Below are 14,056 nucleotides of genomic sequence, written 5' to 3' on the forward strand. Positions count from 1 at the left end.
TCCTTGCTTTCAGTGGGCCGTCCATACATGGGAAATGTGGGAGCAGATAGAGCTGGCGCAACGCATCGCGGGCATAGGCGGATTCCAGATTGTCCTCGGGCCGGAACAGCCCCTGACCGCCGGTCTGGCGCTGGCCGCGGGTGATCGCGCCCAGCGTGTCGAGGCGGCGGGCGATGGTAGAGAGAAAGCGCTTCTCGGCCTTGACGTCCGTGGCGATGGGTCTGAACAGCGGCGGCTGAGCCTGATTGGTGCGGTTGGTGCGGCCCAGCCCCTGAATGGCGGCATCTGCCTTCCAGCCCGGCTCCAGGAGGTAATGCACGCGCAGCCGCTGGTTTTTCGCCGAGAGTTCGGCGTGATAGCTGCGCCCCGTGCCACCCGCATCCGAGAACACGAGGATGCGCTTCTGGTCATCCATGAAGGCCGAGGTCTCGGCAAGATTGGCAGAAGGTGCACGGTTCTCGACCGCCAAACGCGCCGATGCCCCGTCGCCCTTGCGCACGATCCGGCGCGAGCGGCCCGTGACCTCCGCCACCATATCCGTGCCGAAGCGCTGGACAATCTGATCGAGCGCCCCCGGCACGGCGGGAAGCGAACCCAGCTGCTCCAGCATCTCGTCGCGCCGCGCTACGGCTTCGCGGCTTTCGACCGGCTGACCATCGCGGAAGACGGGGCGTGACGAGAGGTTCCCCTCGCCATCGGTAAACGGCTCATAGAGCTGTACCGGGAAGGAATGCTGCAAATACGAGCCAACATATTCCCTCGGGGTGACATCGACGGAAATATCGCTCCATTCCTCGGTCGGGATCTCGGAAAGCCGCCGTTCCATCAGGGCTTCGCCGGTCGAGACGATCTGGATGACGGCGGCATGGCCCGCTTCCAGATCGGCCTCGATGGACCGGATCAGGGTCGGGGTTTTCATGGAAGTCAGCAGATGGCCGAAGAAGCGCTGTTTGGTGCTCTCAAAGGCCGAACGGGCGGCGGATTTGGCCTGCCGGTTCAGCGTTCCCTCGCTGCCGGTGATGTTGGCGGCTTCCATTGCCGCGTCCAGATTGTTGTGAATGACGGCGAAAGCCCCGGCGTAGGCATCATAGATGCGGCGCTGTTCATCCGTGAGCTGATGCTCGATCAGTTCATATTCAACGCCATCATAGGAGAGCGAGCGGGCGGTATAGAGGCCGAGGGATCGCAGATCGCGGGCCAGCACTTCCATGGCCGCAACGCCACCGGCTTCGATCGCCTCAACGAACTCGGCGCGGGTCTGGAACGGAAAATCCTCACCGCCCCAGAGGCCAAGGCGCTGCGCATAGGCGAGATTGTGAACTGTGGTGGCGCCGGTCGCCGAGACATAAACCACGCGGGCGTCGGGCAGCGCGTGCTGAAGCCGCAGGCCCGCACTTCCTTGCTGCGAGGCGGCGACATCACCGCGTTCTCCTTTTCCGCCACCGGCATTCTGCATGGAATGGCTCTCGTCGAATATGATGGCTCCATCGAAATCGGACCCCAACCATTCGACGATCTGCTTGACGCGCGAAACCTTCTCGCCCCGGTCGTCGGAGCGTAGCGTGGCATAGGTGGTAAAAAGGATGCCTTCCGACAACGTGATTGGCTTGCCTTGCGGGAAGCGTGACAGAGGCGTGACAAGCAGCCGTTCCATGCCGAGCGCCGACCAGTCGCGCTGCGCGTCCTCGATCAGCTTATCGGATTTGGAGATCCAGATCGCCTTGCGCCGACCGCGCAGCCAGTTGTCGAGAATGATGGCGGCGGACTGGCGTCCCTTGCCAGCGCCGGTTCCATCACCGAGCATGAAGCCCCGGCGAAAGCGGATTGATCCCGCAGCATCCTCGGGCGCAGCGCTCACATTGTCGAAATGCTCGTCCACGGTCCATGCGCCGGCGAGATGATCGGCATGGGCTTCACCGGCATAGATCACCGTTTCAAGCTGGGCGTTCGACAGACGCGCGCAGATGTCAGCGGGCAGCATGGGCCGGTAGGAGGGCTTCGGCGGTGCGACCGAGGCCATGGCGGCGGATTGCACCAGTTTGGTCGGATGCGGCTGCGCGCCAGCAATGCGCAGCGATTGCAGCGCATATTCCTCATAGATCGCGTCGGACAGGCGAGCGCCTTCGGGTGGCGTCCAGTCCACGGTCTCATAGGCGAGTTCGACGCCCTCGGGATCTTTGGCGGGAGCAGCGACAGGCCGAGCAGCAGTCGCGCGGGCCAGATAGCCCCGCACGGTTTTCGGCGCGGCGGTCGAAGCGGGAAAGACGATCTTCGGTAGTGATACCGGCAGGCGCTGCGGGACCAGCGCCTCGATCCATCCGATCAGCGTGGCTACATCGGGGGCGATTCCCGGTGAGGTCGGAAAACTCGCCGGATATTCGGCGGGTAATTTGTCGATCACGGTCAGCCGCGTGTCGATCGTGGTGCCGTGCTTTGCATAGACCGCGCCATCGACGGCGGCGCTGAACACCACGCGACCACGGGCCTGCAAGCGGATGAACGCGTCCCGCCATGCCGGAGCTTCGGGGCCAAAGCCAGCGCCGGTGATCGTCACCAGCCGACCGCCCGGAGCAAGACGGGCCAGCGCCGAGGCGACATGGCGAAGCGCAGCATCCGCCATCCGTCCCTCGACATTGGCCATTACCGAGAATGGCGGGTTCATCAGCACCACCGACGGCACGGCCTCCGGTGCCAGATGATTGTCGATCTGGGCGGCGTCGCATCGGGTGACGGGACAGGCCGGAAAGAGGGACGAGAGAAGATCGGCGCGGATCTCGGCGAGTTCATTGAGGATCAGCGAACCGCCGGCAGTCTGTGCCAGGATCGCCATCAGGCCGGTGCCAGCCGAGGGCTCCATCACCCTATCATCAGGCGTGATGGCGGCAGCCGTCAGAGCGGCAAGGCCGAGCGGGATCGGCGTCGAAAACTGCTGGAAGCTCTGGCTTTCCTCGGAACGCCGGGTCTGCGTGGGCAACAGCGCCGCGATCTTTGCCAACACGGAAATCCGTGCAGCCGGAGACGCGGCTTTACGGAAAAGCGCCTTTCCGTATTTGCGTAAGAAAAGGACGGTAGCGACCTCACCGGCCTCATAGGCGAGCTTCCAGTCCCAGGCGCCGGTAGCGTCCGACGCGCTGAAAGCCGTTTCCATCGCACCGCGCAATGTCACGGCATCGACGCGCTGACCGCGTTCGAGATGGGGGAGCAGATGATTGGCCGCAGCCAGGATCGCTGGCGCAGCCGCCAGCGGCGTGACCGGATCGGCCACGGGGAAAACCATGTTCATGTCGGGAACCTCAGGAGAGTGGGAAGGACAAGCCCGGACGGCGCTCTCTCTCTCGACCGCCCTGACCTGACCACTTCCGGCCCACCTCTCACTCTCAAAGCGCAGCATAAAAAAAGCGCCCCCACCGGACGGCGGGGCGCTTGGCAGTGTCTTCCCGGGATCATCCGAAGCGGCGACCGGCTTCGGTAAAGGTGTATTCATTGGCAGCGATGGTTTCATCGACCACTCCGTCCGAGGACAGATAATCATATTCGCGCTCAAGCTGGCGGTAGAGCCAGCGGGCCAGATCGCGCAGCGCCTCGATGATCGTCTCCTCGGTATCGGCGGTCATGTCCTGCCCGGTCGGGCTGTCGCGCTCGGCCGAGATCGACATGCAGTATTCGTGGTAATAATGGCCGCGATGACTGACTTCGGCGCGAAGCTGGTAGAAATTGCGCCGCTGGACCGTCTGCAGGGCATCGGCGATGCGATGCAATTCGGTGTCCTGTGGTGCGTGCTCCCGAATAAGGCGCGGAGCATCCTTCGGGTAGGAATACCAGGATTCAAAGCACGCGCCGTCCCCCTGCGAGGAAAAGCCCCGGAACCAGATGCAGGGGTCTTGCCGTGTGCCGCCGCCCATCAACCGGACGGTTCGGGTCTTGAGGTTCAGCCCGAGGATTTCCGCAATACGCTGGAAATCCTCGTAGACGGTATCGTACCAGTCATAATCTAAGCCGCCCTCGCGATACCAGGCGCGAGCCTTCTCCCTCGCCGCATCGGACAGTTCGTCGAACCGATAGACGGTGGTTTCGATGATGTCAGGCATAGGGGTCGCCTCCGTCCAGCACAGTGGACAGCCAGCCATCGGTATAGATCCAGTCCACCGTTTCGCCGGTAGCAAGATCAAGGACATGCGCGCCGCCGCCGAAGCCGTCGATTCTCGGCCGAGAGCAACTGTTTGCGTATTGAAGGCCCTATAGACCCGTCAGACCAAACTCGGTGGCGCAGCGTTTGACGAACTGGATGACATGCTCGGGATCGCCGGTGACGTCATCACCCATCCAGAGCTGAGTGCCACCATGTTCTGGCTGGATGGAGAGCACGAAGCCGTCCGATGGCGGATCTTCGGCGGCAGTGTCATCCGCCAGTGCGTTGTAGAGATCGAGTGCGCGGGCAGCGTTTTCGGGGGTGCCCACGTCAAGCAGGCAAGAAAAGTGCGTGAAATAGTCGGCCATGATGGTCTCCTGAGAAGACATCGCCCGATGCACGACCGGGCCGAATGGGTAAAAAATGATGAAGCTCATGCGACCTGTGGCAGGCGGAGCAAATCAGCCGCGGCGTCGCGCCAGAAGGGATCGACCAGTCGGGCCTCCAGCGCAGCGGCGCGGTAACGCAGCCGTCGCGCCTCGGCGGGATCTGATGCCCGGAATGCCATACCGCGCAGGCGGCTGGCCTCGGTCACGATCCTGCGTGCCTCGGCATCGGATGCGACCGGCTGTTGCCAGAGGATAATGCCGGCGCGGATTTCACCGGCGAGGACCAGGCGCTGATCGCGGTCCTGAATGAGCATGACGCGCGGCTGGAAATACGGAAAGCTGTCCGGCCCCGTGCAAATATCACCGCACGACAGGCGCAAGGCCCCGGCCTGAATGGCCTCTTCCGGTGATGGGCGTTCCCCAAGCGAGATCACGCGGTCAAAGCTATTCGCCGCGTCACTGGCGTCATAGCTGGCCACACCGAGGCACGAAATGCGCAGCGGCAGCTTTTGCGACCGATAAAGCGCGGGCAGAACATCGGCCGCCAGAATATGACCGATGGAGCGGAAGGTTTCGGAACGGGCAAACGTCATCGGGATCACTCCATGACGGGCGCCGGTGAGCCTCTCTCTCCGGCCTTCAACCCGTCACGGCCGAACGGCCCACACTCTTCCTCTCTGACCGGGCTTGTTCCCGGTTCCGCCGCCGACGATGGGGGACCATCGTGAGGCGCCGACGGCCCGAAGCGCGGGTCTCCGCGCTCGGGCCGTCGGGGATGAGGCGCTTTCGCGCCTTACTCCCACGGGTCCAGCTCCAGCTTCACCATGTCGTCGTCGCCGTCGAACTCGGCGGCGGGGCAAGCGGCGTGGGTGCCGTCTCCGGCCTGGAACACGACGATCACGACCATCAGAGTGGTGGCGAGGCTGGCGGCGAAGGCGGTGGCATCTGCATAGGACATGGGTTCCGGCTCCTGTCTTTGGAGGCGAGGGACCATCCCCCGCGCGACAGGTGCCCGAAGTGTCTGACCGGATCTGCAATCACCCGAGGGCGTTCGGACTTTTTCCGAATCCCCGAGGGCGGCACGCGAAGCGTCAAGCCGACCCCTTCGGGGTTGAATGTCAAAGAGACGGATCGGACCAAGGTTTGCGAATGGAAGCGGGGTTGGTTTTTCGCATCTGACAGGTGCCGGATATCCCTTGCAGATGCTTCGCCCGGCCAACCCTTGCCGCCGCATCAACAGAGGAACCGCGTTACAAGCCCGAGACGGAACCGAACCCATGGCACGCGCCTTCATGGGATGACGGGGACATGGTGAAGTTGGAACTGGAGCCGCCGCGTGACCCTCCGCCCCCTGTACACGGTATGACGGTCATGCGACCTGACCGTTTGATGGACGGAGGTGCGACAGTGGTTCTGAAGGCCAGGTCACAGCGCTCGAATGATGTAAATACAGGGCGATCCGCCGGGCAAAGCCCCGCAACGCGCACCTGTGGGCACAACAAATATGCCCATGTGCGACTTGTTTCGATCACGCCGATCTTTCCAAAACCGCGAGAGTCAATTAGGATTCGACGAAAAGACAGACGACTGGGGCGACGCGGTGTCAAATGCGAAACAGATACTGGCGATGCTCAGAAGCCAGGCGGAAGGCGATGAAGAACAGTTCTTCTCCATCGCGCTTCAGGTTGCGGCTGGCGAGGCGCGCCAAGGACACCGTGCGACCGCAGAGGATATCCGTGCGGCAGTGGATGCCGCACGTTCACAGCGCGGCACGCGGGCGTCTGTCCCGATCGCCTTTTCTCGACCCCGTGGAGACCTCGACAGCCTTCTCGATCTGCGGGACCCGCAGATCCATCTTGCCGATGTGGTGCTGAATGCAGACGTGAAAGGTCATCTCGAAGCGGTTGTGCTTCAGCAACAGCGTCGGGATTGGCTCCGGGAACATGGGAAGACACCGAGCCGCCGCCTCCTCTTTGCCGGACCTCCGGGATCGGGGAAGACGATGACCGCCGAGGCGCTCGCGGGCGAACTCCATCTTCCTCTGTTCGTGATCCGCCTAGAAACCCTGATTACGCGCTTTATGGGGGAAACGGCCGCCAAACTGCGTCTGGTTTTCGACGAAGCGCAGAAGCGCAGAGGTGTTTATCTCTTTGATGAATTCGATGCCGTGGGCAGCGACAGGTTGGCGACGAATGATGTCGCGGAAATGCGGCGGGTACTGAACAGCTTCCTGCAGTTCATGGAAGAGCCTTCTGCGACCGACAGTGTTCTGGTGGCTGCCACGAACCACCCCTCTCTTCTCGACCGCGCGTTACTACGGCGCTTCGATGAAGTTCTGCAGTTCGAGATGCCATCAGCAGATGAAGTGCGCGCCATTATCAAGGCCCATCTGTCGCCGATGAAATATCCCAAGATCAATTGGAAAACCATTGTTGCCGCGGCCACCTGCCTCAGTCAGGCGGAGATTGTCCATGCAGCAGAAGAGACCGTGAAAGCGGCAATCCTTTCAGAACGAAATCAGATTTCCACCGCCGATCTGACGCGCGAACTTCGCAAACGCCAGGCCATGAGAACGGTGTTCTCTGAAGAACAGGGACACATTGGCTGAGTACGAGCACCGACATATCGACCTGAGCGGTCTTTCGACTATCCGCAATTACAAGTCCCCAGGCAGTAGCGCCCGACAACGGCCGCTTCAGCGTATCCGTGAGGAACATGGGCAGCGCATTGTCGGCGAGCTGGAAGCCGCCTTCGAGGCGTCTGATCTCGGACGAGAGGATTTGGGGGCACCCGAGGGAATTCCAGCATCGGACGGCGTCTACCTTGAGGTGGAGCTCGCACCCTCTGTGGGGCCGACCACGCTGGAGAAGACGCGCGAGGGGACACGCCAGGGCGCCGTCACACTTTCCGAAACAGGCGCCCGTCGCATCGCCCTCTTCGTCCCTGACGAAACCAGAGATGTCTTTGAGGCGGTTTTCAGGGATTACGCCTTTACGGAAGTAGACGAAGGTGCCGAGGCCCCGAAGAAGTCCCGCGTCGAGCCTGTCGAGCATATCCGCGCCGCGCGCTTGCGAACGTTCTGGCGCGACGATCCTCTGGCTCTGCCCGATGATCCGCAGGCGGAAATGTGGTGGGCCTTATGGTGTTTTGCCGACCGCCTCGAACGTGTTGAGACCAGCGCTCAGCGGCTCGGCCTGACCGTCGGGGGAGAAGACAGCTGGCTGCACTTCCCCGAAGTCGTGGTTCTTCCAGTGCATGGGCGCAGAGCAGCGATCGAGATGCTGCTGTTTTCAACGGGAGGCATTTCCGAGATCCGGCGAGCGAGCGATACGCCGACGGTATTCACGGATGAACTCGAGGAGATGGCGAACGCGTTCGTGGATGATCTGGCCGAAAGGATCACCTGGCCAGGCCGCGACGTGCCCGCGGTTTGCCTCCTCGATACGGGTGTGAACCGCGGCCATCCGCTGATTGAACCTGCCCTAGCTCCCGGTGACATGCACGCTGTGCATGCAGATTGGGGGGTGGATGATGATAGTCCCAGCGGGCATGGATCCGGAATGGCCGGGCTGGCGCTCCACGGCGACCTGACAATGCCGTTGGGAGATGCGTCGCATCCAATGCTTGCGCATCGCCTCGAGTCCGTCAAAATCCTTCCGCCGGACGGCTTCGAGCAGAATGATCCCGGCTCCTATGGTGCGATCACAACCTCCGCCAGCTCGCTTCCGGAGATATCGGCTGCCGAGCGGCCGAGGGTCTTTTGCATGGCCGTGACGAATGAAAACCGGTCGGGAGCGGAGCCAACGGCTTGGAGCTCTGCTCTCGACCAGATCTCGGCGGGCGTGGACGCAATCGAGGAAGGCCCGGACCATATTCGGCGCCTTTTCGTCCAGGCGATCGGCAACATCGCGGACAGCTCGCGCGCCGAGGACATTGCCGATGGCGACGCGTTTCCGGGAGAAGATCCTGCACAGGCATGGAATGTCCTAACGGTCGGCGGCACAACTCTGAAATCAGAAATCGCAGAAGCCGGTTACCGAGACTGGCGCGGATGGTCTCCTCCCGGGGACCGCAGCCCCTACAGTCGGACGAGCGCGCTTTGGCGCGCGGGGCAGTCACCGATCAAGCCGGAGATCGTCTTTGAAGCTGGAAACCGCGCGCTGAGCAGATCAGGGCTCGAAGCACTGTCCGGCCTCCCTTCCCTCTCGGTGCTCACCACGGCGAAATCGATCGCTCCGCATCCGGTGACACCGTTCTGGGCAACCAGCGCAGCGACAGCGCAAGCGGCACGGCTTACGACGCGGATCATGGCTGAGCACCCGGAGTATTGGCCAGAGACCATCCGCGCCCTGACCGTGCACAGCGCCCGGTGGACGCCGCATATGCTTACGGAATTCAACGCGACCGCGTCAAAGTCGGACAGAAAGGCGCTCGCAAGAAAATACGGATACGGGGTACCGGATGTTCGGCGCGCCCTTGCTTCGGCCCGCGATGATCTTGCGTTGGTCGCCGAGCAATATATCCAACCGTTCCGGGTCGAGAATGGCAGCGTGCGCTTCTCGGATGCTCATGTCTACCGCTTGCCCTGGCCCCGACAAGTCCTTGAGGATTTGGGCGACCAGCCTGTGCGCCTCAAGGTGACGCTCTCATATTTTGTCGAGCCGAACCCAAGCTTTGCAAGCGCGATCGATCCTGCCCGATATCAGTCTTTTGGGCTGCGCTTCGACCTCAAGCGGGCACGCGAAACTGACGGGAATTTCCTGCGCCGGGTGAACAAGGATGACCGTGGCGAAAACGACCCTCGCCCTATCAACGAAGGCAATGACGGCTGGTTCTTCGGACCGAAGTCGATCTCAGCCGGCTCCATTCACATGGATATCTGGGAGGGCAGCGCTGTCGAGCTCGTGGAGCGCGATTTCCTCTATGTCTACCCGATCTCGGGCTGGTGGCGAGAAAGGCGAGCCCTGGGGCGAGCGGACAGCAAGGCCCGTTATGCGCTCGTTGTCGGCATCGAGACCGCGGAGGTCGACGTCGATCTGATGACGCCCATCCAGACCGAAGTTGCGGCGTTGCTTCAAACTGGAGTTGATATCGAAATCTAGTTTGTGTTCTTGCTGAGACGACATGCTCTGTTCTGCGAGCGCCTTTGGGTCATTAACATCTGACATCACGGGCAAAATGACGCCTTTTACATCTAGGCTACATTTCGCAGGCCTTTAGGCGCCAGACTGACAGCGACAACGAACAGTAACGGTCATCCACCCTGCCTCGCCGCCCATTGCAGGCCAAGCGCATAGGCCCCGGCAGCACTCACCAGCGCCCCCACCAGCACCGTCAGCGCAAGGATCGTCCAGCTGATCCAGTCCACGCCCAGAATGAAGAAATTGTCATTCCAGATGCCCCAGACCGGAATAGAGGGGCGCCACAGGTGAACTTCGGAGAAGGCCGCGCCGACCAGCAGACCGTTGATCATTGTCGCAACGCCCGCGCCCTTGCCGCGCCACAAAAGCGCCAGTGCGATCAGGCTCGGTACATAGACGGACACATTCACCAGCCAAAGCTGCGCGCTGATGGTATAGCACCAGTTCGCGGCCTGCCGAACGTGATCGCTGTCGTGGATAACGATCATCGCAATCATGGCGATATTGGCCCAGAGAATGGTTTTCCGGGCGCGGGTGCTCAGGACTTCTGAGCAGGTTCCATCCTGTGTCGCACTATCAGTCATGGGCGGGCCTTGCAGGTCAGATCGGGCTGAGGCAGATCAAGTAGGTCGGCCCAGACGGGCGCGCTCTCTTTGGACAGGGCTTCGATATGTTTGAGCGCGGGCAGACCGTAGTTGGCGGGATCGAAGATGCGAAATTCGGCATCTGAGGAGGCAAAGACCTCCGCATAGCGTCGCACCGCAACCGGCGGGACGACGACATCGTCGGCGGCGACGCAAATACGGATGTCCTTGCCCTCGATGCTGTAATTCGGCTCCGGCAGGGTGACACCGATGTCCGAGGCGTAGAAATCGCGCCGGGTGCACCATCTGCGCCACTGCCAATAGACACCGGCGGGCAGATCGGCCCCTAGCGACAATCGTTTACCCGGCATATAGCCCGCAAGGGCGGTCGCCACGGGGCCAAGCGCGAACCAGAAGGCTAGAACCTTGGGCCGGTAGCTCCAGGGATGGTCGGTATAATGTCCGATCCCGGCTCCGATGGTGGTGATCCGCGTGACGCGGTCGGGCAGGTTCTGGAACGGAAGACCAAGCCCGCCCAAACTGTGCCCGAGCACCCACAAGGGGCCTGTCGGAGCCAGTTTGGCCAGCGTATCGAGTGCTGCGGTCTGATCGTGCACGGCCCAATCCGCGAAATTCGCCTGACTTTCGCGCATCGGTCGGGTCTGGGACGCGCCGAAGTCTCGATAGTCATAGGTCAGGACATTGATCCCGCGCGCGGAAGCCCAAGCGGCGAAATGGCGGTAAAAGCGCTGCGGCACACCAGTGGCCCCGTGCAGCAGCAGACTGGCCCGGGGTGCATCGGATGCCGGATACCAGGTCCCGATAAGTGTGGCTCCGTCCGCCGGAATGGTGATTGTCTGCGCGGCCTGTTCCAAAACTCTCGCTTTCCTTGCATTCTTCCTCTGTATTGGACCGACTGGTCTACGCAATCAATAGACCAATCGGTCCAATGGCGCTATCTGTTTTGTCATGAGTGACCCAACGTCTCGCGACAAGCTGATCCGCACCGCCTCGAACCTCTTTCGCCAGAAGGGGTATTCGGGCGTTGGTCTTTCGGAGCTTCTCAAAGAGGCGGGGCTCCCGAAAGGGTCGCTCTATTACCATTTCCCGAACGGCAAACAGGAATTGGCCGAAGCCGCGACACGCTGGGCCGGGGCGTGGCTGGAACGGTTGCTCGATACGACCTTCGCGCAGGCCGAAAGCTTTGACGAAGGTGCGCTCATGGTCTGCGACGCCATTGCCTCCGAGGTGACGTCGCAACCTCATGTCCCGGCCTGTCCCGTGCTCAGCATCCTGCAAGCCGCCCCGCTGGAACCGCGTCTCCAGATCACCGCGCAGGAGGTCTATGGCAGCTGGACGAAATGTATCGAGAAACACGCCAAACGGTTGGGTCATCCCCGGCCCAACGACGCCGCCTTTTCTTTGCACTGCAAACTCCAAGGGGCGTGGATCATCGCCTTTGCCCAGCAATCCAACGCGCCCTTCGCCCAACTGGCGCGAACATTAGATCAAAAGCTCTGATGTCAGACCTAGGGAAGCACTTATCATTTTTGATATCTGCGGGCATCAGGGTTCTCCAAAGAAAAAGCCCGGTCACGAGGACCAGACAAGTTGCGGAAACGGAAGAGATGAGGCGGGGCAGCGAACGCCGCCCCACCTGAAGATCATTCGGCGGCGACCATTGGCTGCTCCTCGTCCTCCGTGGCGTCTTCATCCTCGCCATCGCCGGCAAGGAATTCAGGCAGATCATCCGCCTCAGTGTTGACCCCGGCATCCATCGCGATATCGGCATCGCGATCCACCATGCGCAGCGGCTCCGGAAGCCAGCCGGTTTCGGCCAGCAGGCGCTCGGCTTCGGTGGCCATGTCGCTCTTCTTCAGATGGTCGATGAGCTGGGCCGCCCGCTCGCCAGCGCCCTCGCGCACTGCCTCGATGATCCGAGGCTTTGTCACGCGGCCGAGATAGTTGGCGACGGTCGGGCGCCAGCCCACCGCCACCATGTCGAGGCCCGTCGCCCGCGCCAGCCGGTCGGCCTGGGACAGGCGCAGGTCGAGCCCGTGCTGGCTGACGCCCATGCCGCCATAGGGGTTGGGCTTCTCGTGCAAGGCGTTGACGCCGAAACTGACGCAATGGGCGAGCAACTCCATCCGGGTGTCATCGTCCTGATCGACCAGCCAGTCCCAGAGCGCAGCATCGTCAGCGGGGATATGATCGCCCCAGCGTTCATGCCGATCCTGGATGGACTTCGCCGAGGCGCTTTCGCCCAGATCGTCGGCCTGTGCCGGGAAATGAACTTCCCGGACATGGGCCTCCAGGCAACCTCTGGTGGAATGCGGCAGAAAGCAATCGGTGACCAACCGATGCAGGAGCGCCGTCATCGCCACATGCGGGTTCATCGCCACAACGTCCCGGAGCGCCAGCGTGCGGTGCGCGGTCAGTTCGCTGACGAGCCGATCGGGCAGCGGCCGGATGGTCTCAAGCTCTTCGTCCTCCTCGGGTTCGGTGGCCGTACCACCCACCGTAATGACAGCGCGCTGCAAACCACCGGACTCGCCGCCCTCGGGAGAACACCCATCGGCACCCTGCCCTTCCTGACCTTCCACCGCCTCGTCGTCGGCACGGATATAGCCGCGCTCGACGGCGAGTTGGCCGTCGTGACGAATGCTGAGGAAGACACCGGCACGGGCCATCTGGTCCGCGTCATACCGCATCGGACGGGCCTCGAAGGCCTCCAGCGCCTCCTCGATCTCGCCGAGGCGAGCATCAACCTCGTCGGGGAACTCGTCAGCCTCAGCATATTCCGCCTCCAGCGCGTCGAACTCGTCCCGCAGCTTTTCGCGCTCGGCGCGTTCGTCATCGGTCAGATCGACTGTGGTGCCGGTCAGGCGACGCAGGCCACTGGTATGGCCATAAGGGAAATCCGCCGCGACCTCGATCCACTTCCAGCCCTCGGCGGCGATGGTTTCTGCCTCTGCCTTCAGCTTCTCGCCGACCAGCCGGTCGAGCAGCACCGGGTCCTGGAGCCAGCCGCCATCGTCCTGCTGGAAGAGATCGCGCAGCACATAGCCGCTCGCCGCCTCATAGGTCTCGATGCCGACGAAGAGAGCCCGCTTGTCGGAGGCCCGCACCGTGGTCTCGGTTAGCATACGCCGGATCGTGTAAGGCTCCTTCTGCCAACCATCCTTGATCGCCGCCCAGACCTGTTCCTGCCGGGCATGGTCGTCGGAGATTGTGAAGGCAATGAGCTGTTCAAGCGTCATGCCGTCCTCGGCATAGATCTCGAGCAGCGCCGGCGAGACCGAGACCAGGCGCAGGCGCTGCTTCACCACCTTGGCATCGACGAAGAAGGCGGCGGCGATTTCCTCCTCGCTCATGCCCTTCTCTCGCAGCACCTGGAAGGCGCGGAACTGGTCGAGCGGATGCAGCGGCGCGCGTTCGATATTCTCGGCGAGTGAGACCTCGTCGATCAGGATATCGTCTCCGGCGTCCGAGACGATGCAGGGCACCGGTGCGGTCTTGTTGAGGCGCTTCTGCTTGACCAGCAGTTCCAGCGCCCGGTAGCGGCGGCCGCCAGCCGGCACCTCGAAAAGGCCGGTTTCCTGCCCCTTGGCATCGAGCTCGGGCCGGACATGCAGGGACTGGATCAGCCCACGCCGGGCAATGGACTCGGCCAGTTTCTCGACCGAAATGCCGGCCTTCACCCGCCGGACGTTGGACTGGCTGAGCACCAGCTTGTTGAAGGGGATGTCGCGCGAGGACGACAGGGTGATTTTCTGCGTGGCAGTGGCCATGTCAGTGTCTCCATGACGGACG

At 62.4% G+C, this 14,056-nt stretch carries 11 protein-coding genes; 3 read left to right on the forward strand and 8 right to left on the reverse strand.

What is annotated here, in order from left to right:
* The 5 genes from TH25_RS20170 to TH25_RS20190 all read right to left on the reverse strand — a co-directional run.
* A partial coding sequence (locus TH25_RS20170) for a strawberry notch-like NTP hydrolase domain-containing protein (protein ID WP_114090101.1) occupies window positions 1–3,283 on the reverse strand: 3,283 nt, incomplete at its 3' end.
* Between the two features lie 160 nt (window positions 3,284–3,443).
* Window positions 3,444–4,088 carry a hypothetical protein gene (locus tag TH25_RS20175; protein WP_064790302.1) on the reverse strand — a complete coding sequence of 215 codons (645 nt, stop codon included), beginning with the start codon at window positions 4,086–4,088 and terminating at the stop codon, window positions 3,444–3,446.
* Between the two features lie 148 nt (window positions 4,089–4,236).
* On the reverse strand, window positions 4,237–4,497 hold the full coding sequence (locus TH25_RS25785) for a hypothetical protein (protein WP_425451885.1): 261 nt from the start codon (window positions 4,495–4,497) through the stop codon (window positions 4,237–4,239).
* A gap of 65 nt (window positions 4,498–4,562) precedes the next feature.
* A complete protein-coding gene (locus tag TH25_RS20185; protein ID WP_064790355.1) occupies window positions 4,563–5,111 on the reverse strand; it encodes a hypothetical protein in 549 nt (182 codons plus the stop codon).
* 200 nt (window positions 5,112–5,311) lie between these two features.
* A complete protein-coding gene (locus tag TH25_RS20190; RefSeq protein WP_165374935.1) occupies window positions 5,312–5,476 on the reverse strand; it encodes a hypothetical protein in 165 nt (54 codons plus the stop codon).
* 552 nt (window positions 5,477–6,028) lie between these two features.
* Between TH25_RS20190 and TH25_RS20195 the strand changes: the two genes are divergently transcribed.
* Window positions 6,029–7,126 (forward strand): AAA family ATPase, encoded by a 1,098-nt coding sequence (locus tag TH25_RS20195; protein WP_082923596.1) that lies wholly within the window; start codon window positions 6,029–6,031, stop codon window positions 7,124–7,126.
* On the forward strand, window positions 7,119–9,620 hold the full coding sequence (locus TH25_RS20200) for a S8 family peptidase (RefSeq protein WP_064790299.1): 2,502 nt from the start codon (window positions 7,119–7,121) through the stop codon (window positions 9,618–9,620). Before TH25_RS20195 ends, TH25_RS20200 begins: the two co-directional genes overlap by 8 nt.
* 152 nt (window positions 9,621–9,772) lie before the next feature.
* Here the strand turns inward: TH25_RS20200 and TH25_RS20205 are convergent, their stop codons facing one another.
* Window positions 9,773–10,243 (reverse strand): hypothetical protein, encoded by a 471-nt coding sequence (locus tag TH25_RS20205; protein WP_114090103.1) that lies wholly within the window; start codon window positions 10,241–10,243, stop codon window positions 9,773–9,775.
* Window positions 10,240–11,118 (reverse strand): alpha/beta hydrolase family protein, encoded by an 879-nt coding sequence (locus TH25_RS20210; protein ID WP_082923592.1) that lies wholly within the window; start codon window positions 11,116–11,118, stop codon window positions 10,240–10,242. The genes TH25_RS20205 and TH25_RS20210 overlap by 4 nt, the downstream gene beginning before the upstream one ends.
* Before the next feature lie 94 nt (window positions 11,119–11,212).
* Between TH25_RS20210 and TH25_RS20215 the strand changes: the two genes are divergently transcribed.
* Complete coding sequence (locus tag TH25_RS20215; RefSeq protein WP_064790298.1) at window positions 11,213–11,764, forward strand: TetR/AcrR family transcriptional regulator; 552 nt, start codon at window positions 11,213–11,215, stop codon at window positions 11,762–11,764.
* Between the two features lie 143 nt (window positions 11,765–11,907).
* Here the strand turns inward: TH25_RS20215 and TH25_RS20220 are convergent, their stop codons facing one another.
* Window positions 11,908–14,034, reverse strand: a complete 2,127-nt coding sequence (locus TH25_RS20220; protein WP_064790297.1) for a ParB/RepB/Spo0J family partition protein — start codon at window positions 14,032–14,034, stop codon at window positions 11,908–11,910.
* Window positions 14,035–14,056: the final 22 nt, after the last annotated feature.

Origin of the sequence: Thalassospira profundimaris, assembly GCF_003326755.1 — a bacterium.
GTDB classification, from domain to species: domain Bacteria; phylum Pseudomonadota; class Alphaproteobacteria; order Rhodospirillales; family Thalassospiraceae; genus Thalassospira; species Thalassospira profundimaris_B.

Bases quoted from the DNA above. Each gene is read 5' to 3' on its own strand.
- TH25_RS20220 (WP_064790297.1), bottom strand. From the start codon at position 14,034: ATGGCCACTGCCACGCAGAAAATCACCCTGTCGTCCTCGCGCGACATC.
- TH25_RS25785 (WP_425451885.1), bottom strand. From the start codon at position 4,497: ATGGCCGACTATTTCACGCACTTTTCTTGCCTGCTTGACGTGGGCACC.
- TH25_RS20215 (WP_064790298.1), top strand. From the start codon at position 11,213: ATGAGTGACCCAACGTCTCGCGACAAGCTGATCCGCACCGCCTCGAAC.
- TH25_RS20195 (WP_082923596.1), top strand. From the start codon at position 6,029: ATGTGCGACTTGTTTCGATCACGCCGATCTTTCCAAAACCGCGAGAGT.
- TH25_RS20185 (WP_064790355.1), bottom strand. From the start codon at position 5,111: ATGACGTTTGCCCGTTCCGAAACCTTCCGCTCCATCGGTCATATTCTG.
- TH25_RS20190 (WP_165374935.1), bottom strand. From the start codon at position 5,476: ATGTCCTATGCAGATGCCACCGCCTTCGCCGCCAGCCTCGCCACCACT.
- TH25_RS20175 (WP_064790302.1), bottom strand. From the start codon at position 4,088: ATGCCTGACATCATCGAAACCACCGTCTATCGGTTCGACGAACTGTCC.
- TH25_RS20205 (WP_114090103.1), bottom strand. From the start codon at position 10,243: ATGACTGATAGTGCGACACAGGATGGAACCTGCTCAGAAGTCCTGAGC.